General features: G+C 52.8%; 19 protein-coding genes. 14 read left to right on the top strand and 5 right to left on the bottom strand.

The annotated features are described in order from the left end of the window. Nucleotides 1–24 precede the first annotated feature (24 nt). The 3 genes from F4V61_RS07765 to F4V61_RS07755 form a co-directional block, all read right to left on the bottom strand. Nucleotides 25–543, bottom strand: coding sequence for a YbjP/YqhG family protein (locus F4V61_RS07765; RefSeq protein WP_000847537.1), 519 nt, complete (start codon nt 541–543; stop codon nt 25–27). Beyond that, nucleotides 543–911, bottom strand: a complete 369-nt coding sequence (locus tag F4V61_RS07760) for an NlpC/P60 family protein (RefSeq protein ID WP_000118253.1) — start codon at nt 909–911, stop codon at nt 543–545. The genes F4V61_RS07765 and F4V61_RS07760 overlap by 1 nt, the downstream gene beginning before the upstream one ends. Nucleotides 912–1,079: 168 nt before the next feature. Continuing rightward, nucleotides 1,080–1,328: a helix-turn-helix domain-containing protein gene (locus tag F4V61_RS07755; RefSeq protein WP_000433428.1), complete on the bottom strand. Its 249-nt coding sequence runs from the start codon at nt 1,326–1,328 to the stop codon at nt 1,080–1,082. Between the two features lie 172 nt (nt 1,329–1,500). On the opposite strand from F4V61_RS07755, the gene F4V61_RS07750 reads away from it, so the two are divergent. Beyond that, a complete protein-coding gene (locus tag F4V61_RS07750) occupies nt 1,501–1,875 on the top strand; it encodes a hypothetical protein (RefSeq protein WP_001051262.1) in 375 nt (124 codons plus the stop codon). A gap of 177 nt (nt 1,876–2,052) precedes the next feature. Further along, nucleotides 2,053–3,231, top strand: coding sequence for an MFS transporter (locus tag F4V61_RS07745; protein WP_079798710.1), 1,179 nt, complete (start codon nt 2,053–2,055; stop codon nt 3,229–3,231). On the opposite strand, the gene flk is transcribed toward F4V61_RS07745, so the two are convergent. Next, entirely contained in the window at nt 3,228–4,229 is a 1,002-nt protein-coding gene (flk, locus tag F4V61_RS07740; protein WP_038395107.1) for a flagella biosynthesis regulator Flk, read from the bottom strand. The genes F4V61_RS07745 and flk overlap by 4 nt on opposite strands. 103 nt (nt 4,230–4,332) lie before the next feature. On the opposite strand from flk, the gene pdxB reads away from it, so the two are divergent. The 9 genes from pdxB (at nt 4,333) to purF (ending at nt 13,355) form a co-directional block, all read left to right on the top strand. After that, a complete protein-coding gene (pdxB, locus tag F4V61_RS07735; protein ID WP_000699185.1) occupies nt 4,333–5,469 on the top strand; it encodes a 4-phosphoerythronate dehydrogenase PdxB in 1,137 nt (378 codons plus the stop codon). Between the two features lie 60 nt (nt 5,470–5,529). Beyond that, a complete protein-coding gene (locus F4V61_RS07730) occupies nt 5,530–6,543 on the top strand; it encodes an aspartate-semialdehyde dehydrogenase (protein ID WP_001289150.1) in 1,014 nt (337 codons plus the stop codon). Then, nucleotides 6,543–7,355 (top strand): tRNA pseudouridine(38-40) synthase TruA, encoded by an 813-nt coding sequence (gene truA, locus F4V61_RS07725; RefSeq protein ID WP_000016632.1) that lies wholly within the window; start codon nt 6,543–6,545, stop codon nt 7,353–7,355. Before F4V61_RS07730 ends, truA begins: the two co-directional genes overlap by 1 nt. 48 nt (nt 7,356–7,403) lie before the next feature. After that, entirely contained in the window at nt 7,404–8,063 is a 660-nt protein-coding gene (locus F4V61_RS07720; RefSeq protein ID WP_000364311.1) for a DedA family protein, read from the top strand. A gap of 149 nt (nt 8,064–8,212) precedes the next feature. Next, nucleotides 8,213–9,127 carry an acetyl-CoA carboxylase, carboxyltransferase subunit beta gene (gene accD, locus F4V61_RS07715; RefSeq protein ID WP_000118381.1) on the top strand — a complete coding sequence of 305 codons (915 nt, stop codon included), beginning with the start codon at nt 8,213–8,215 and terminating at the stop codon, nt 9,125–9,127. A 67-nt stretch (nt 9,128–9,194) separates the two neighbouring features. Next, the gene (gene folC, locus F4V61_RS07710; RefSeq protein ID WP_079829348.1) at nt 9,195–10,463 is read left to right on the top strand and encodes a bifunctional tetrahydrofolate synthase/dihydrofolate synthase; all 1,269 of its coding nucleotides are present in this window, start codon (nt 9,195–9,197) and stop codon (nt 10,461–10,463) included. Further along, complete coding sequence (gene dedD / locus F4V61_RS07705) at nt 10,453–11,103, top strand: cell division protein DedD (RefSeq protein ID WP_038395114.1); 651 nt, start codon at nt 10,453–10,455, stop codon at nt 11,101–11,103. The genes folC and dedD overlap by 11 nt, the downstream gene beginning before the upstream one ends. Before the next feature lie 208 nt (nt 11,104–11,311). Continuing rightward, nucleotides 11,312–11,800, top strand: coding sequence for a colicin V production protein (gene cvpA, locus F4V61_RS07700; protein ID WP_000262102.1), 489 nt, complete (start codon nt 11,312–11,314; stop codon nt 11,798–11,800). A gap of 37 nt (nt 11,801–11,837) precedes the next feature. Next, complete coding sequence (gene purF / locus F4V61_RS07695) at nt 11,838–13,355, top strand: amidophosphoribosyltransferase (protein WP_000334202.1); 1,518 nt, start codon at nt 11,838–11,840, stop codon at nt 13,353–13,355. A 36-nt stretch (nt 13,356–13,391) separates the two neighbouring features. Here the strand turns inward: purF and F4V61_RS07690 are convergent, their stop codons facing one another. After that, nucleotides 13,392–14,819, bottom strand: a complete 1,428-nt coding sequence (locus F4V61_RS07690) for a sigma-54 interaction domain-containing protein (RefSeq protein WP_079832618.1) — start codon at nt 14,817–14,819, stop codon at nt 13,392–13,394. Nucleotides 14,820–15,029: 210 nt separating this feature from the next. On the opposite strand from F4V61_RS07690, the gene F4V61_RS07685 reads away from it, so the two are divergent. The 3 genes from F4V61_RS07685 (at nt 15,030) to F4V61_RS07675 (ending at nt 19,044) form a co-directional block, all read left to right on the top strand. Continuing rightward, complete coding sequence (locus F4V61_RS07685; protein ID WP_000132306.1) at nt 15,030–16,427, top strand: diaminopimelate decarboxylase family protein; 1,398 nt, start codon at nt 15,030–15,032, stop codon at nt 16,425–16,427. Nucleotides 16,428–16,517: 90 nt separating this feature from the next. Further along, the gene (locus tag F4V61_RS07680) at nt 16,518–17,939 is read left to right on the top strand and encodes an APC family permease (RefSeq protein ID WP_080161002.1); all 1,422 of its coding nucleotides are present in this window, start codon (nt 16,518–16,520) and stop codon (nt 17,937–17,939) included. Between the two features lies 1 nt (nt 17,940). Continuing rightward, entirely contained in the window at nt 17,941–19,044 is a 1,104-nt protein-coding gene (locus F4V61_RS07675) for an alanine/ornithine racemase family PLP-dependent enzyme (protein WP_080161003.1), read from the top strand. The last annotated feature ends 33 nt before the right edge of the window (nt 19,045–19,077 follow it).

Genomic DNA, 19,077 nt, shown 5'->3' with positions numbered 1-19,077 from the left:
CGAGGGAGCCTGTCGGCTCCCTTTTTAATACTTCTCATATTCTGTTGCGATTTTCGCTGACCATGCCTCAGCCTGGGTGATGGCGCCTGCGTCATAAATCGGCTGTTCATAACCCTTGTCAGCATCCCGAACGCGGTAAATTTTCCAGCGTCCCTCTTCCCAACGGGTATAAACTTCCAAATGGATGGGCGTTGACTCTGTACCCAACAGAACATCCACTTTTTCTCCGCCGAGGAAAGGGTGTGCCTTCCCAACCCGTAACTGTGGAATCCACTCTGGCGCATAGTCCTGCGCATACATAAAATAATCTGCCCCCACAATCGCCTGCTCATAAAGGGACTGTATTAGCGCCAGGCGATGAATAACCTCTTTAGCAACGTAACGTTGCATTAAGGCGGTGGTGTCGTCAGGGGTATTCACATCGTTCGTGAACGTCGTCATCCATGAAGTATAGAACTGCTTCACGGCCTGCGTACTGTCGTGATGAGGCGCAGAGCAACTACAAAGCAACAGGATAAGCGCGACAAGGGAGAACGTTTTCATTAATTCTTCCTGTAGATGGTATATGAGGGCCTGGCTGCCCGGTAGCCCGGGCCGGCCCACATATCGCGTTGTTTAAAATCTGAATACCACTCTGCACCATCGTATATCGCCATGTGACCGCTCGGGTTTCCGCCAGCGTAAGGTTGAATAATGATGACGTCACCCTCGCGCGGCATTTCATAGGTACCAATAGCGGTGAATCCGGCGCTTCTTAACATTGGGCCATAATCTTTCGCATGATAAGTATGCCCCAGCGTGATACCGCCCGCCTGAATTGCCTTTCGGGTGAATTCCGCACACCGGCCTTGAGAATGAGAACCTGCATGCGTTTTGGCATAATTGACCGCCATTCTTTTATCCCAACTCATAATGATTCCTGTTAATAAAATACGTAATAGCAATGACGTAATGCTTTAACAGTATTTGATTCGGGAAGCATGACAGATAGTGCTATTACTATTTCCAATATAATAAGTTTAAATATTCATTAATTGTTGAGAATGATAAGTTAGGGCCAATTTATTCAACATTAACTATTATTCTGCGGTATCGGCATCATTTTTTATTTGCATATCGCCATAGCGCGACGGCCAGATCTCCTGCGGCGTGATGCCAAGCGCGTCCGCAATAATCCGTTCGGCTCTCGGCCAGGAGCGGGTAAAAACATTGCGCAGTGAATCAGGGGATAAACCGGCCTGACGAGAAAGATCTCTGAGCGTAATACCTCTTTTTTCCAGTGCGCTTTTAATATCTGCACGATGCCAGTCTTGGCTTTTTGGTTCCATTCTGTAATCCTAAGAAGATGTGTTATCGGCGCCGATATTTTTAAGGTAAAAATTAGCGTGAGAAAAAGAAAGTTACTTTCTTTTTCACCCTAAGAATATTGCCAGAAAGAAAGCGGAATTTCGCGCAAAAGAAGAAATATTTTTATTTCATCAGAGGAAAGGAAAGAAACCGATGGCAAAGGAATGGTTCACGGTTAAGGAATGTCTTGGCTTACCGGGGTTTCCGGGAAGCGAGCCTGCGGTTCGCGAACGTTTATATAAGTACAGCGAAGGGAAAGAGGGTGTCAGGCGTAAGCGTCTTAAATCAAAGGCCGAGGAGTTCCATATTTCTGTCTTCCCTCTCTACGTTCATCGTTATCTGGACGAAGGTGGGGAAGAACCTGTGTCGGATCACATTTCCGTACAGGAAGCGGAGCCTAAAGATATCTGGGAGATGATGTTCAGATTATTGACGCCAGAACAGCGCAAGCAGGTGACCGGGCTGTTTAGGGTCAAAGGAATGAAAGCCGTCTTTCCCTTTCTGTTTGACGGTAAGCCGCCACGTTGATACCCCGGCTGCAATTTCAAGGTTGACAAGTTTCACGTCTCACAGGCAGACTTCACGCTCTACATTATCCTTCTGATAATGCGTAAGCGTTTAACGTTATCCAACGCACCTTAATCCTGATGTTCAGGTAGAGGGGGGTGGCATTTCCCCGCCTTACTCTGCATTCTGGAGTAATGCATGACAGCCGTAAGCCAAAAAACACATACCCCGCCTGCGAATTTTTTACTGTTTCGCATCGCTTTTGCGGTTTTTCTGACCTATATGACGGTCGGCCTACCGTTACCTGTCATTCCCCTTTTTGTCCGTCACGAACTGGGCTATAGCAACACAATGGTCGGTATCGCCGTGGGCATTCAGTTTTTTGCGACGGTATTGACGCGCGGCTATGCCGGGAGGCTGGCGGATCAATATGGCGCTAAACGATCGGCGCTACAGGGGATGCTTGCCTGTGGGCTGGCGGGCGCGGCCTGGCTGCTGGCCGCGCTGTTGCCGGTTTCTGCCTCGGTAAAATTCGCATTGCTTATTGTCGGGCGCTTAATTCTCGGTTTCGGCGAGAGTCAGTTACTGACTGGCACATTAACCTGGGGGATGGGGCTGGTGGGACCGGCGCGTTCCGGGAAAGTGATGTCATGGAACGGAATGGCCATTTACGGCGCGCTGGCTGCCGGGGCGCCGCTAGGATTATTGATTCACAGCCATTTCGGTTTCGCCGCTCTGGCGGTAACGACCATGGCGCTGCCGCTGCTGGCGTGGGCTTTTAATGGCACGGTGCGCAAAGTGCCTGCTCATGCGGGCGAACGCCCGTCGCTGTGGAGCGTCGTCGGGCTTATCTGGAAACCTGGGCTTGGCCTGGCGCTACAGGGGGTGGGGTTTGCCGTTATCGGCACCTTTATTTCACTCTACTTCGCCAGTAACGGTTGGGCTATGGCGGGCTTTACGTTGACAGCCTTCGGCGGCGCGTTTGTACTAATGCGCGTGCTGTTCGGGTGGATGCCGGACCGCTTTGGCGGCGTCAAAGTGGCGATTGTCTCTTTACTGGTTGAGACGGCAGGACTGCTGCTTTTATGGCTGGCGCCGATGGCCTGGATAGCGCTGGTCGGCGCGGCGCTCACCGGGGCTGGGTGTTCATTAATTTTCCCGGCGCTGGGCGTGGAAGTTGTGAAACGCGTACCTTCCCAGGTACGCGGTACGGCGCTTGGCGGCTATGCCGCGTTTCAGGATATCTCCTACGGCGTTACCGGTCCGCTGGCGGGCGTGCTGGCCACTTCATGCGGCTATTCTTCCGTATTCCTGGCGGGAGCGCTATCCGCGGTGGTTGGCATTCTGGTGACGATTTTATCGTTCCGGCGCGGCTAAGAAACCAGCCAGAAAAGCGCCAGTACAATCATCAGCGCGATAAACAGCAGGCCTGGTCGCGCTGACAGATTCTTCACGGTTTCAATCATCGGCGCGAACGGGCGGTAGACTGGTTGAATGGAGAGCGGTTCCAGCTCATCAGCCTCCCGCTCTACGCGACGCAGGAAAATATGGTTAAGTAAATCCTGCACTTGGGCCGTTGTCAGCACCGTTTGAGGTTGAATCTGATACGTGTGCTGCGCATACTCTTTGATCGCCGTGAGCTCGTCCGGCTCCAGCGGTTGTTTTAACGCTGCCTGAAGCGTATGCAACGTTGGCGCGTGTTGTAGCGACAGCGTCTGCCGGGCCTGTAGCCATGTTACCAGATGGGTAAACTGTTTTGCCGGAATCAGCTCGCCGCTTTTCACGCCGGAGAGTTCCAGCATCGATTGCCAGATAAGTTTGCTTGACTCGCCAGTCGCAGCCGCCAGCTTCGTCACCAACTGATTCAACGTATTATGCTCAGCAGGCAATAATGGCCGGTCCGTAGCCGGACGTTGCTGCGGCTGCGGAATGGAAAGCTGCCCTTGTTGCAGGAGCGTCAGCACGTTTTTGAGTTGATCGGGCGTAAGCTGGCTAAGTGCGGTTTGCCCGTATTGCTGACGGATAAAATCGCTGACGGCCTGACGATTGTTCCCTACGCCAAGCAGCTCCGTTAGCTGTGAAAGCACCTGACGATTGGCGTGATTTTGCTGTGCTACGCCCAGACGCTGGGTGAGATTCTGTTCAGCAGCGGGGAAGTGGCGTGACAGTAGCGGCGCGTCATTTTTTATCCCCAGATCGTGTTTCATTCCGGCCCACACCTCCGCGCTTTGCTGCTGAGACAGGGAAATCAGGCGCGTTATCAGCCTTTCCAGCACAGTACGCTGTTGCATGGAAAGCGGCTGCTCGCCCGCAGCGGAAAGAGGATTTTGCCCTTCGCCTGGAGGCTGAGCGGGGGCGCCGGAGATGGGATGCATAATTCATTATCCTTTAACCATAAATCTGAGCAATATATGCCTGGCGGCCAGATTATGGCACACTTATCCGGTTAACTCTCGTTCTCAAACAGGTACGACAGTCGTGAAAATTCTCGTTGATGAAAATATGCCTTATGCCCGCGAATTATTTAGCCGCCTGGGTGAGGTAAAAACGGTGCCGGGTCGCCCGATCCCCGTCGAAGAATTGAATCATGCCGATGCGTTGATGGTGCGTTCGGTGACGAAAGTGAATGAATCATTGCTGAGCGGTACGCCGATTAAGTTTGTCGGTACTGCTACGGCAGGCACCGATCATGTGGATGAGGCATGGCTGAAGCAGGAAGGCATCGGTTTTTCAGCCGCGCCTGGCTGTAATGCCATCGCGGTGGTGGAGTATGTGTTTTCCGCGCTGCTGATGCTGGCCGAACGTGACGGCTTTTCGTTACGCGATCGCACCGTAGGGATTGTCGGCGTGGGTAACGTCGGAAGTCGACTACAGACAAGGCTTGAAGCGTTGGGCATCCGCACGCTGCTGTGCGATCCGCCGCGCGCCGCGCGCGGGGACGAGGGCGATTTTCGTACCATGGATGAGGTGGTGGAGGAGGCGGATGTGCTGACTTTCCATACACCGCTCTATAAAGACGGTCCGTACAAAACGCTGCATCTGGTCGATGAGACGCTGATCCGCCGACTGAAACCCGGCGCCATTCTCATTAACGCCTGCCGAGGTCCGGTGGTGGATAACGCCGCGCTGCTGGCGCGACTCACTGCCGGGCAGCCGATCAGTGTGGTGCTTGATGTGTGGGAAGGCGAACCGGATCTTAACGTCGCGCTACTGGACGCCGTGGATATCGGCACGTCACATATTGCCGGGTATACGCTGGAAGGTAAAGCGCGCGGCACCACGCAGGTCTTCGAGGCGTATAGCGCGTTTATCGGTCGCGAGCAGCATGTCGCGCTGGAGACATTACTTCCTGCGCCTGAGTTTGGCCGTATTACGCTACACGGCCCGCTGGATCAACCGACGCTGAAAAGGTTGGCGCATTTGGTGTATGATGTGCGCCGCGATGATGCGCCGCTGCGTAAGGTCGCCGGAATACCGGGCGAGTTCGATAAGCTGCGTAAAAACTACCTTGAGCGCCGCGAATGGTCGTCGCTGTATGTCATGTGCGATGACGCCAGCGCCGCCGCTTTATTGCAAAAGCTTGGTTTTAACGCAGTCCATCACCCGGCTCGTTAATCTCTTTTTTATCGCTCCCTGCCTGAGTGGGGAGCTCACGCTTTTCTGGAGTAAACCACCATGTCTGAAGGCTGGAATATTGCCGTTCTGGGCGCGACGGGCGCCGTAGGCGAAGCCCTGCTTGAAACACTGGCTGAACGCCAGTTCCCGGTCGGTGAAATTTATGCGTTGGCGCGTCATGAAAGCGCGGGCGAACACCTCCGTTTTGGTGGCAAGTCGGTGATTGTTCAGGATGCGGCGGACTTTGACTGGACGCAGGCGCAACTGGCATTTTTCGTTGCGGGCGCAGAGGCGTCGGCTGCCTGGGTCGAAGACGCGACCAACGCAGGTTGTCTGGTTATAGATTCCAGCGGTCTGTTCGCGCTGGAGCCTGATGTGCCGCTGGTCGTGCCGGAAGTAAACCCGTATGTACTGGCGGATTACCGCAACCGAAATTTGATTGCGGTTGCCGATAGCCTGACCAGCCAGTTGCTGGCGGCGCTCAAGCCGTTAATTGATCAGGGGGGACTGTCGCGCATCGCCGTCACCAGTATGTTGTCAGCGTCCGCGCAGGGGAAAAAAGCCGTCGATGCGCTGGCCGGACAGAGTGCGAAGCTGCTTAACGGCATACCGATCGATGAAGATGATTTCTTTGGCCGCCAGTTGGCGTTCAATATGCTGCCGCTGCTGCCGGATCGTGAAGGAAGCGTGCGCCAGGAGCGTCGTATCGTCGATGAAGTGCGGAAAATTTTGCAGGACGATGGCGTAATGATCTCCGCGAGTGTCGTCCAGTCGCCGGTGTTCTATGGTCATGCGCAGATGGTGAGCTTTGAAGCGCTCCGCCCGCTTGCGGCGGAAGAAGCGCGCGAGGCGCTTTCCCGCGGCGAAGATATCGTACTGTCAGAAGAAACGGATTATCCGACACAGGTGGGCGACGCCTCCGGCAACCCACAACTTTCTATTGGCTGCGTGCATAATGATTACGGTATGCCGGAACAAATTCAGTTTTGGTCGGTGGCGGACAACATTCGTTTCGGCGGCGCGCTGATGGCCGTTAAAACTGCGGAGAAGCTGGTGCAGGAGTATCTGTACTGATGTCCGGACAGCAATCATCGCCAGTCTATAAAATTGCGCTGGGTATTGAGTACGACGGCAGTAAATATTATGGCTGGCAGCGTCAGAATGAAGTGCGCAGCGTGCAGGAAAAGCTGGAAAAGGCGCTCTCACAGGTGGCGAATGAGCCTATTAATGTGTTCTGCGCCGGGCGTACCGATGCAGGCGTTCATGGTACCGGGCAGGTTGTCCACTTCGAAACGACCGCATTACGCAAAGATGTGGCGTGGACGCTGGGGGTAAATGCGAATTTGCCTGGTGACATTGCCGTGCGCTGGGTGAAAGCTGTAGCGGATGATTTTCACGCGCGTTTTAGCGCTACGGCTCGCCGTTATCGCTATATCATCTACAATCATCGACTGCGTCCTGCGGTTCTGGCGAAAGGCGTGACGCATTACTATAAGCCGCTGGATGCAGAGCGGATGCATCGCGCGGCGCAGTGTCTGATTGGCGAAAATGATTTTACCTCGTTTCGCGCGGTGCAGTGTCAGTCGCGCACGCCGTGGCGTAATGTGATGCACATCAGCGTTACCCGTCATGGCCCTTATGTGGTGGTCGATATCAAAGCGAATGCCTTTGTTCATCATATGGTCAGGAATATTGTCGGCAGCCTGCTGGAAGTAGGCGCTCACAACCAGCCGGAGAGCTGGATCGCAGAGCTACTAGCGGCGAAGGACAGAACGCTGGCGGCGGCAACGGCGAAGGCGGAAGGGCTCTATTTGGTTGCGGTGGATTACCCTGACCGGTTTGACCTTCCAAAACCGCCAATGGGCCCGCTATTTCTGGCGGACTAATCCGAATCGCATACCCGAAATGTTTCGGGTAGAAAGGCAAAGGCAAATATGGACCTGATCTACTTTATTATTGATTTTATCCTACACATCGACGTGCATCTGGCGGAACTGGTCGCAGAGTACGGCGTCTGGGTGTACGCCATTTTGTTTTTGATTCTGTTTTGTGAAACCGGCCTGGTCGTCACGCCGTTCCTGCCGGGCGACTCGCTGCTGTTTGTCGCGGGGGCGTTGGCTTCGCTGGAAACCAACGATCTTAATGTGCATATCATGGTGGCGTTAATGCTGATCGCCGCGATTGTCGGCGATGCGGTGAATTATACTATTGGTCGACTGTTCGGTGAAAAACTGTTCAGTAATCCGGATTCGAAAATTTTCCGCCGCAGCTACCTGGATAAAACGCATCAGTTTTATGAAAAACACGGCGGTAAAACGATCATTCTCGCTCGCTTTGTGCCGATCATCAGAACCTTTGCGCCGTTTGTGGCTGGTATGGGACACATGTCCTATCGGCATTTTGCCGCCTATAACGTCATCGGCGCGTTGCTGTGGGTGCTGCTCTTTACGTATGCCGGTTATTTCTTCGGTACGATACCGTTTATTCAGGATAACCTTAAACTACTGATTGTCGGGATTATCGTGGTATCTATATTACCTGGCGTCATTGAGATTATTCGGCATAAGCGCGCTGCATCGCGTGCCGCAAAATAGAAAGTAACTCAACAGTTCGACCACTTTTTTATCCAAAGTTTCGGGCTGTTATGTTTTAATGTGCAACATTCATGGTCTGTTGGGGGCAAAAATGGCATTATGCGCCCCTTATAATTAAGCTGACTAAGGTTCAGGCAGAAAGGTCACCAATGAGCTGGATTGAACGAATTAAAAGCAACATTACTCCCACCCGCAAGGCAAGCATTCCTGAAGGGGTGTGGACCAAGTGTGATAGCTGCGGTCAGGTTTTATACCGCGCTGAGCTGGAACGTAATCTTGAGGTCTGTCCTAAGTGTGACCATCATATGCGCATGTCGGCGCGCAATCGCCTGCATAGCCTGTTAGATGAAGGTTCCCTTGTGGAATTGGGTAGCGAGCTGGAGCCAAAAGACGTGCTCAAGTTCCGCGACTCCAAAAAATATAAAGACAGACTGGCGTCCGCGCAGAAAGAAACTGGCGAGAAAGACGCGCTGGTAGTCATGAAAGGGACGCTTCACGGTATGCCGGTTGTCGCCGCCGCCTTTGAATTCGCTTTCATGGGCGGATCAATGGGTTCTGTCGTTGGCGCACGCTTTGTTCGTGCCGTTGAACAAGCGCTGGAAGACAACTGTCCGTTAATCTGTTTCTCAGCTTCCGGCGGCGCGCGTATGCAAGAGGCGTTGATGTCTCTGATGCAGATGGCGAAAACCTCGGCGGCGTTGGCGAAAATGCAGGAACGTGGTCTACCCTACATCTCGGTGTTGACCGATCCGACAATGGGCGGCGTTTCCGCCAGTTTTGCGATGCTGGGCGATCTCAACATCGCCGAGCCAAAAGCCCTGATTGGCTTTGCCGGCCCGCGCGTTATCGAACAAACCGTCCGTGAGAAACTCCCGCCGGGATTCCAGCGCAGTGAGTTCCTGATCGAAAAAGGCGCTATCGATATGATCGTCCGCCGCCCGGAAATGCGCCTGAAGCTGGCGAGCATTCTGGCGAAGCTGATGAATTTGCCCGCGCCGAACCCGGATGCCCCGCGTGAAGGCGTGGTGGTGCCTCCGGCGCCGGGTCAGGAGTCTGAGGCCTGATAACTGAAAAGGGCAGGGCCACAGGCTCTGCCCTTTTGCTTTTCACCGTAAAGAAGCAGCGGAATCAATGAAAAACAAATCTATACCTCAAGCTGCGTCGCCCCTGGCCTCGTGGCTTTCTTATCTGGAAAACCTGCACAGCAAGAGTATCGATTTAGGCCTTGAGCGCGTAAGCCAGGTGGCAGAGCGTCTGGGTATCCTCAAACCTGCGCCGTTTGTTTTTACCGTTGCGGGAACCAACGGCAAAGGTACGACCTGTCAAACACTGGAGTCGGTGCTAATAGCGGCGGGATACCGTGTAGGCGTCTATAGCTCGCCCCATCTGGTACGTTATACCGAGCGCGTGCGCGTGCAGGGGGAGGAATTAGCGGAATCCGCGCATACCACGTCCTTTGCGGAAATAGAAGCGGCGCGCGGCGATATTTCATTGACCTATTTTGAATATGGCACGTTGTCGGCGTTGTGGTTATTTAAACAGGCTAACCTTGACGTGGTGATTCTGGAAGTCGGGCTGGGTGGGCGTCTGGACGCCACAAACATTGTGGATGCGGATGTATCGGTAATTACCAGTATCGCGCTTGACCATACTGACTGGCTGGGGCCGGATCGCGAAAGTATCGGCCGCGAGAAGGCCGGCATTTTTCGTGCGGAAAAACCCGCTGTTGTCGGCGAACCGGAAATGCCGGCGACTATCGCGGATGTCGCGCAGGAGACCGGCGCGCTACTGCGGCGTCGCGGCGTTGACTGGCGTTATGAGGCGACAGCGACCCACTGGGCGTTTACCGATGGCGACGGCACGCTTGCCGGACTGCCGTTGCCGCAGGTTCCTCAGCCGAATGCCGCCACCGCTCTGGCCGCGCTACGCGCCAGCAGGTTGAACATTGACGAGCAGGCGATTCGCGACGGTATTGCGCAGGCTACCTTACCGGGACGTTTTCAAATCGTGAGCGAGTCGCCGCGTGTTATCTTTGATGTCGCCCATAATCCCCACGCGGCGGAATACCTGACGGGTCGTCTGAAAACGTTGCCGAAACGCGGGCGTATGCTTGCGGTGATTGGTATGCTGCATGATAAAGATATCGCCGGAACGTTAGCCTGGTTGAAAAGCGTGGTTGACGACTGGTACTGTGCTCCATTAGAGGGGCCGCGCGGCGCGACGGCGGAACAACTTCTGGAACATCTGGGGAAAGGAAATGTCTATGATAGCGTCGCGCAGGCATGGCAGGCCGCCATCGACGCGGCGCAGCCAGAAGATACCGTGCTGGTGTGCGGATCATTCCACACCGTCGCACATGTTATGGAAGTGATAGACGCGGGGAGAATCGGTGGCGAGTAAGTTTCAGAATCGTTTAGTCGGCACGATTGTGTTAGTCGCGCTGGGGGTTATTGTGCTTCCCGGTCTGCTGGACGGACAGAAAAAGCATTACCAGGATGAATTTGCTGCGATTCCTCTGGTGCCGAAGCCTGGCGACCGTGATGAGCCGGATATGATGCCTGCCGCAACGCAGGCGCTGCCGACACAGCCGCCGGAAGGGGCGGCTGAAGAGGTGCAGGCAGGAGATGCGGCAGCGCCGTCGCTGGACCCGTCGCGCATGGCGTCTAACAATATTGAGCTTGATCCGATACCGGTGGAGACGCCCAAACCGAAGTCGCAGCCTAAACCGCAACAGTCGGTTGCCGCGGTTTCCACGCCGGCGCCGAAACCGCTCGCCGACGATAAACCCGCGCCGACCGGTAAAGCCTATGTCGTACAGTTGGGCGCGTTGAAAAACGCCGATAAGGTCAACGAGATAGTCGGCAAACTTCGTTCCGCCGGGTTCCGGGTTTATACTTCCCCCTCAACGCCGGTACAGGGTAAAATAACCCGCATTCTCGTCGGGCCGGATGCGTCGAAAGATAAGATGAAAGGATCGCTTGGCGAGCTCAAGCAGATTTCCGGGTTAAGCGGCGTGGTGATGGGGTATAGCCCGAACTAAGACGCGTTTTGCCTGATGGTACAGCGTTTATCAGGTCGACGGCGGCTCTTCTGGTCGTGCCCGAAGAGATAAAAAGTGTGATGGCGTTGAATATTTTTCAGCGCCATTTTTATTTACGCGCGGGAAGGAAATCCCTACGCAAACGTTTTCTTTTTCTGTTAGAATGCGCCCCGAACAGGACGACAGGGCGTAAAATCGTGGGACATCTATGGTCTGGATTGATTACGCCATTATCGCGGTGATTGCTTTTTCCTGTCTGGTTAGCCTGATCCGCGGCTTTGTTCGTGAAGCGTTATCGCTGGTGACGTGGGGTTGTGCTTTCTTTGTCGCCAGTCACTACTACACTTACCTGTCTGTCTGGTTTACGGGCTTTGAAGACGAACTGGTTCGTAATGGGATTGCGATCGCGGTACTGTTTATCGCGACGCTTATCGTCGGCGCTATCGTGAATTTTGTGATAGGTCAGCTAGTAGAAAAGACCGGCCTGTCGGGGACTGACCGGGTGTTGGGGATCTGTTTCGGCGCACTGCGAGGCGCGCTGATTGTCGCCGCCATTCTGTTCTTCCTCGATACCTTTACCGGCCTGTCGAAAAGCGAAGACTGGAGCAAATCGCAGCTCATCCCGCAGTTCAGTTTCATCATCAGATGGTTCTTTGACTATCTGCAAAGCTCGTCGAGTTTTTTGCCCAGAACGTAACAGGTTCTGAGATGTGGCTTAACGAGGAAAATGACGTATGTGCGGTATTGTCGGTATCGCCGGTGTTATGCCGGTCAACCAGTCGATTTATGACGCGTTAACAGTGCTCCAGCATCGTGGTCAGGATGCTGCCGGTATTATCACCATAGATGCGAATAACTGCTTCCGCCTGCGTAAGGCAAACGGGCTGGTGAACGATATTTTTGAAGCTCGCCACATGCAGCGTTTGCAGGGCAACATGGGGATCGGCCATGTGCGTTACCCTACCGCAGGCAGCTCCAGCGCTTCCGAAGCGCAACCTTTTTACGTTAACTCGCCGTATGGCATCACGTTGGCCCATAATGGCAACCTGACTAACGCGCATGAGCTGCGTAAAAAACTGTTTGAAGAAAAGCGCCGTCATATCAACACGACTTCCGATTCCGAAATCCTGCTAAATATTTTCGCCAGCGAGCTCGACAACTTCCGTCACTACCCGCTGGAAGCCGACAATATTTTTGCCGCGATTGCCGCGACTAACCGTCAGATCCGTGGCGCCTATGCCTGCGTGGCGATGATTATCGGTCACGGCATGGTAGCCTTTCGCGATCCGCACGGCATTCGCCCATTGGTGCTGGGTAAGCGTGACGTTGGCGATGGTCGTACAGAGTATATGGTCGCTTCAGAAAGCGTGGCGCTGGATACACTGGGCTTTGAATTTCTGCGCGATGTCGCGCCGGGCGAAGCTATCTATATTACCGAAAAGGGGCAACTGTTCACGCGCCAGTGCGCGGATAATCCGGTCAGTAACCCCTGTTTGTTCGAGTACGTTTACTTTGCCCGTCCTGACTCCTTTATCGATAAGATCTCCGTCTACAGCGCTCGTGTGAATATGGGCACTAAACTTGGCGAAAAAATCGCTCGTGAATGGGAAGATCTGGACATCGACGTAGTTATCCCTATCCCGGAAACCTCCTGCGATATCGCACTGGAAATTGCCCGTATTCTCGGCAAGCCGTACCGCCAGGGATTTGTCAAAAATCGCTACGTGGGACGTACCTTTATCATGCCGGGCCAACAACTGCGTCGTAAATCTGTGCGCCGCAAGCTCAATGCTAATCGCGCGGAGTTCCGCGATAAAAACGTCCTGCTGGTGGATGATTCTATCGTGCGTGGCACCACATCGGAGCAGATCATCGAGATGGCCAGGGAAGCGGGCGCGAAGAAGGTTTACCTGGCGTCCGCCGCGCCGGAAATTCGTTTCCCCAACGTCTATGGCATTGATATGCCGACCGCCAATGAGCTGATCGCGCATGGTCGAGAGGTGGACGAAATTCGTCAGATCATCGGCGCCGATGGGCTTATCTTCCAGGATCTGGACGATCTGATCGAAGCCGTGCGCGCGGAAAACCCGGATATTCAGCAGTTTGAATGTTCGGTATTTAACGGGGTATATGTTACCAAAGACGTAGATCAGCAATACCTCGACTTCCTGGATTCATTACGTAATGACGACGCCAAAGCGGTGCTGTTCCAGAACGAAATGGAAAACCTGGAAATGCATAACGAAGGTTAATAGGTTTTGCCAGCGGCGTCGCGCCGCTGGCCGGTTTCAATTACGCACCACGCCAAAGCGGATACCGTATTTTTGTACTTTGTACTGTAACGTAGTGCGGGATACGTTAAGGCTACGGGCCGCGGCGGCAATGTTTCCCTGATGTGTATCCAGCGCGGTTTCTATTAAATGCCTTTCGTAGCTGGCAACCCGTGCCTCCAGCGACCCCTCATACTGCGGATCGGGCGATGAGGGAAGGGGATTTTCCGCTGTGGTTTCCGGTACGCCTAAATTTAACTCATCCTGTTCAAAAATGATGTGTTTAAGCAGCCCGTCTTTTTCCTGCATGATCATGCTGCGCACAATCGCATTTTCCAGCATCCTGACATTACCCGGCCAGGCGTGATTGAGCAGGCCATTACGCGCCGTCTCGCTTAATCCGTGGATATCCTGCGGCACGTCATTACGGTATTTATCAATAAAATAATTCGCCAGTAAGGGAATATCTTCCGGGCGGGCGCGCAGCGGCGGTAGCGTCAACATTCCGACGCTCAACCGATAAAAAAGATCTGCCCGCAGGCGTTCTTGTTGAATTAATTTGACGGGCGCTTCGTTCATGGCGGCAACGATCCTGACGTCAGAGTGGAGTTGCTGTTGTCCGCCGAGCCGCCAGAAGGTTTTATCCTGCAAGAATCGCAGCAGCTTACTTTGCATCTCTATCGGCATGGCGTTCAGCTCATCAAGAAAGAGCGTTCCCCCGTTTGCCAGCTCCAGATAGCCCTGGCTATTTTCCGCGCCGGTATAGGCGCCGCGCACGGTGCCGAAAAGCGTACTTTCGATAAGCGTAGGCGGTAGAGCGCCGCAGTTCAGGGCGATGAACGGTTTATTCGCCCGCTTGCTGCATTGATGTATCAGGCGGGAAAATAGCTCCTTACCCGTTCCCGTCTCCCCGACAATCGTCACCGGAATATTACTGGCGGCCAGCCGTTTGGCTTTGGCGATATTACTGAGCATTTCCGGGTTTTCGGTAATAATGGCATGGTGCTTTTCATGGTGATCGGCATACAGCAGTTGGTTCAGTTCTACCACCTGTTCCTGGAGCCGTCTGACGCCAGACATATTCCTGCCGATTTCGATAACGCCGACCATGCCGCCATCGCTTGCATAGAGCGGCGCGGTGGTGTGCTGATAGTCAACGGCCTGGCCTCGCGCATTGTAATAAATTTGATAATGACCAATGTATTCCACGCCTTTTTTTAACGATGAAAGCATCGTACTTTGGGCCTCTTTCATGCCCGGATAGACATCCAGCATATGTTTTCCCATTGCCCGTTCAATACTGTAGCCGTCCAGATCCGCGCTTTCCTGATTGTAGTAAACGTATTCACCACGCTCATTAATGACGGCCAACGGCTGATGAATCAAATCGAAAAAGCGGGAAAACATCCTGAGCGCCGAGGCCAGTTCCTGATTGGTGGATGCCATACGCGCATTCCTCATATCTATTGTTCATGTTGTCATTATAAAAGTGACGAATTTTCGTCGTTGTGATGAATAGCAAACTCAATGACGAAAATGAGAAAAAGCTTATTTTTATAACTTATTGATTATTTTGATAAAAAATAGTGGCATGCCTTTTGCTTTATCCCTGTAAAGAATGAGGATTTTTACCATAAACATTAAGCAGAGGGCGTTATGACTGACTCGATTATGCAGAATTACAACCAGCTACGTGAGCAGGTAATCAACGGCGATCGCCGTTTCCAGCACAAAGACGGTCATTTGTGTTTTGAAGGGGTCGATCTGGACGCTCTGGCGCGCCAGTACCCCACGCCATTCTATGTGTTTTCTGAGCCGGAGATTATTCGTAACATTCATGAAATCCAGCAGGCATTTGCGGCGCATAAAAATACCAAAACCTTCTTTGCGTCAAAAACCTGCTCGGTCATGGGGGTGTTGAAAGCCATTCGCGACGCCGGAATTTGCGCGGAGGCAAACTCACAATATGAGGTTCGCAAGTGTCTGGAGATAGGTTTTCGCGGCGATCAGATCGTCTTCAATGGCGTGGTGAAAAAGCCTGCCGATCTGGAATATGCCATCGCCAACGATCTGTATCTTATTAATGTTGATAGCCTGTATGAGCTGGAACATATTGATGCCATTTCTCGCAAGCTGAAGAAAGTCGCCAATGTTTGCGTCCGCGTAGAGCCGAATGTTCCCTCGGCGACGCATGCGGAACTGGTTACCGCTTTCCATGCGAAGTCGGGTCTCGACCTGGAACAGGCGGAAGAAACCTGCCGCCGCATTCTGGCGATGCCTTATGTGCATTTACGCGGCTTGCATATGCATGTGGGCGATCAGGTGCCGGAGTCAGAGCCTTTCGCAAAAGCGACCAAAGTGCTGGTGGATGAATCCCGTCGCCTGGAAGAAGTGCTCGGTATTAAATTTGATTTGATCAACGTGGGCGGCGGGATCCCGGTTCCCTATAAATATGACGACGAGAATGGCGACCCGCTAAAAGATAATATGTATGCCGGTATTACCGCACAGGATTTTGCCGATGCGGTCATTCGCGAAGTGCATAAATGGCGCACCGATGTGGAAATATGTATTGAACCCGGACGTAAAGTGACCGGGTCGGCGGCGGTTTTACTGACGGAAGTCTCCTGCGAAAAACGTAAAACGAATTACGATCTTAACGGCAATGTGGAATGCCACGTTGAATGGAAATTTGTCGACGCCGGTTACAGCGTACTTTCAGACAGCCAACATTTTGACTGGTTCTTTTATGTCTATAACGCCTCCCGTATGACGGCAGCGCACGATGCCTGGATAAAATTAGCCGGGCCGCTGTGTGATGGCGGGGATTATTTCCACATGGGAGTGAAAGGCGAAGAGTTTTTACTGCCGAAGGAGACTCATGTTGGCGATATTGTCGCGTTTCTTGATGCCGGGGCATACACCATTGAAAGTCAAACCGTTTATAACAACCGTCCGCGCACGGGCGTGGTGATGATCGATAAAAATGGTGAGACGCGTCTGATTCGTCGGGAAGACAGTTACGAAGATATGGTCAAGTACGACATCTATTAATACTGTTTTGGGCTTCAGTTTCATGCTGAGGCCCGTCGTCAGATGATAAGAAGAGGGCAGTGATGCCTGAATGCATAACAGGAGATGGCCATGAGTAACACGAATTCTGGCTTACTTGGCATCAAAGACATTGTCTTTATGAATGTCATCGCTATTCTGAGTTTGCGGCAAATCCCTAATGTGGCGCCTTACGGGGCATCGGCCATGTTGTTATGGGTGATAGCTGCATTTTGTTTGTTTTTTCCTTTAGCGATGGTATGCGGCGAGCTGTCAACCGGCTGGCCGAAAGATGGCGGGATATTTGTCTGGATTAAAGAGGCATTTGGTAAACGTATTGCATGGATTGTAGTAGTTTGTTTTCTCTTTTCCTGCGTACTGTTTTTCCCATTAATGCTGCAATTCGGCTTTACCGCGTTGGGCTATATGATCGGCGGCGGCCTGGCGGAAAATAAAGCGTTTATCGGTATTGGTTCTGCGGTGATTTTCTGGCTATTAACGCTGATGAATATCCGCGGGATGGCGTGGACAAAAATTATTAATAGCATCAGCGCCTGGTGCGGCGTATTTATTCCCTCCGCCATCCTCATTTTGCTGGCGGTGGTATGGCTATGTACCGGACACCAGATGCAGACGGACTACGCTACAGCGAAAAACTGGATTCCGGATCTTGGACACTGGGATACGATCGTTTTCTTATCCAGCATGATGTTTGCGTTTGCCGGACTGGAGGTCGCCCCGATGATTGCCGGGCGTACCCGTAATCCACAGCGTGATTTTCCGCGAGCGATGGCCGTCTCCGCCGCCGTTATCGTTGGGATCTATATGGTCGGTACCTGGGCGCTAAACACGCTTTTACCCGCCGGGAAAACCGACATCGTGGCGGGTGTCATGCAGGCTATGCATGCTGCGGCGGACACGTTGCATATGCCGTGGTTAATTCCTGTTATGGCCATCTGTATGTTTTTTGGCGCTCTCGGGCAGATTAACTCCTGGCTGGTGGGGCCGATTTATATGCTCCAGGAAGCTTCTCGCGAAGATAATCTGCTGGGGGACCGAATCGGCAAATTACATCCGGTATGGAAAACTCCCGCTTTTGCGTTGACGGTACAGGCGATTATTGTCACGGTTCTGTGTTTTTCGACTTTTATTTCGCCAAGCGTTGCGGCGGCTTACTGGATGTTAACGGCGCTAACGACTATCACCTATTTTATTCCTTATCTGGTGATGTTCCCGGCGTTCTGGCGTTTACGTAAGACCCAACCGGATACGCCAAGAAGTTTTAAAATTCCGGGCAAGGTTTTACCGGCTATTTTACCCGCGCTGGGCTTTCTTTCTATCGCCTTTGCCGTTGCGCTGTTATTTATTCCGCCTTCTCAAATTGATATGGGCGGATATTTCCAGTACGCCGGGAAAATTATTGGCGGGGCGGTACTGGCGGTTGTCGTCGCGGAGTTCATTTACCATCGGGCGCAGAAACGTAATGCCCGTTTAGGCATGGCGGGGGGAAAATAAAATGTATATGCCAGTTCTCGAAATAAATCTACGCAAGCTGGAAGAGAACGCCCGCACGGAAAAAGCACTGCTGGCAAGCAGCGGTATTGAAGTGATGGCTGTCAATAAAGTTTTTGACGGCTGCGTGGAAACCGCGCAGGCGGTTTTCAACGGCGGAATTACCGTTATTGCTGAATCACGAACCTATAACTTGAAAAAAATACGCGAGACAGGATGTACGACCTGCCTGTTACGTAGCCCGTGCCTGAGTGAAATCGAGGATGTCGTGCGCTACGCGGATATCAGTTTAAATAGCGAGCCAGTCGTATTACGGGCATTATCGCATGAAGCCCAACGCTTGGGGAAAACGCATCAGGTATTACTAATGGTAGATATGGGCGATTTACGCGAGGGTATCTGGTTTAGCGAATATCAACGTATTCTTGAGACCATTACCCTTATTGCTGACCTGCCCGCTCTGGAATTATATGGACTGGGTACCAACTTTAATTGTTACGGCACCGTATTGCCAACAGTAAAAAATGGCGAGGATTTTCTGGCGCTGGCCGCCCGGCTGGAAGCCGACAGCGGTATTCCTGTCCGGCGGCTTTCTGCGGGGAACTGCACTAGCTATCACCTGCTGGATAAAGGTATCTGGCCGCACGGTCTGAATCATTTGCGCATCGGCGGGCTACATGAGTTCGGCATTGAATATGTCGACATGAAATACCTGAATGAATTTCACCACTCCGCAAAACCGGTCGATAAAGCCTGTTCTGATATGTATATCCTGGAAGCGGAAATTATCGAACTGAACAGTAAACCGACCGTCCCGGTCGGGGAGCTGGGCGTCGATGCCTTTTTGCAAAGTAAAACCTTTGTCGATCGTGGCATACGCCGACGCGCATTGCTGGCGTTTGGGCGCCAGGATGTGCCGTCGGATAACTGTGTGCCGTGCGATGACGCTATCACTATCTTAGGACAAACCAGCGATCATACATTAGTCGATATTGAAGATTGTCGTCAGCCGCTAAAAGTAGGCGATGTAGTTCGCTTTGAACTGGATTATACGGGCCTGTTAATGGCCTGCCAGACCAAAGGCATCGCCTGGAGGTTTACGCGTTAACGCATAACCGCCGCGCTGTGTCGCGGCGGCATC

Source organism: Salmonella enterica subsp. arizonae (assembly GCF_008692845.1).
GTDB lineage: Bacteria > Pseudomonadota > Gammaproteobacteria > Enterobacterales > Enterobacteriaceae > Salmonella > Salmonella arizonae.
This window is presented reverse-complemented; position numbering and strand designations above follow the sequence as displayed.

Coding starts and splice junctions, on each gene's coding strand:
- F4V61_RS07765 (WP_000847537.1), bottom strand. CDS start 543: ATGAAAACGTTCTCCCTTGTCGCGCTTATCCTGTTGCTTTGTAGTTGC.
- F4V61_RS07760 (WP_000118253.1), bottom strand. CDS start 911: ATGAGTTGGGATAAAAGAATGGCGGTCAATTATGCCAAAACGCATGCA.
- F4V61_RS07755 (WP_000433428.1), bottom strand. CDS start 1,328: ATGGAACCAAAAAGCCAAGACTGGCATCGTGCAGATATTAAAAGCGCA.
- F4V61_RS07750 (WP_001051262.1), top strand. CDS start 1,501: ATGGCAAAGGAATGGTTCACGGTTAAGGAATGTCTTGGCTTACCGGGG.
- F4V61_RS07745 (WP_079798710.1), top strand. CDS start 2,053: ATGACAGCCGTAAGCCAAAAAACACATACCCCGCCTGCGAATTTTTTA.
- flk (WP_038395107.1), bottom strand. CDS start 4,229: ATGCATCCCATCTCCGGCGCCCCCGCTCAGCCTCCAGGCGAAGGGCAA.
- F4V61_RS07730 (WP_001289150.1), top strand. CDS start 5,530: ATGTCTGAAGGCTGGAATATTGCCGTTCTGGGCGCGACGGGCGCCGTA.
- truA (WP_000016632.1), top strand. CDS start 6,543: ATGTCCGGACAGCAATCATCGCCAGTCTATAAAATTGCGCTGGGTATT.
- F4V61_RS07720 (WP_000364311.1), top strand. CDS start 7,404: ATGGACCTGATCTACTTTATTATTGATTTTATCCTACACATCGACGTG.
- accD (WP_000118381.1), top strand. CDS start 8,213: ATGAGCTGGATTGAACGAATTAAAAGCAACATTACTCCCACCCGCAAG.
- folC (WP_079829348.1), top strand. CDS start 9,195: ATGAAAAACAAATCTATACCTCAAGCTGCGTCGCCCCTGGCCTCGTGG.
- cvpA (WP_000262102.1), top strand. CDS start 11,312: ATGGTCTGGATTGATTACGCCATTATCGCGGTGATTGCTTTTTCCTGT.
- purF (WP_000334202.1), top strand. CDS start 11,838: ATGTGCGGTATTGTCGGTATCGCCGGTGTTATGCCGGTCAACCAGTCG.
- F4V61_RS07690 (WP_079832618.1), bottom strand. CDS start 14,819: ATGGCATCCACCAATCAGGAACTGGCCTCGGCGCTCAGGATGTTTTCC.
- F4V61_RS07685 (WP_000132306.1), top strand. CDS start 15,030: ATGACTGACTCGATTATGCAGAATTACAACCAGCTACGTGAGCAGGTA.
- F4V61_RS07680 (WP_080161002.1), top strand. CDS start 16,518: ATGAGTAACACGAATTCTGGCTTACTTGGCATCAAAGACATTGTCTTT.
- F4V61_RS07675 (WP_080161003.1), top strand. CDS start 17,941: ATGTATATGCCAGTTCTCGAAATAAATCTACGCAAGCTGGAAGAGAAC.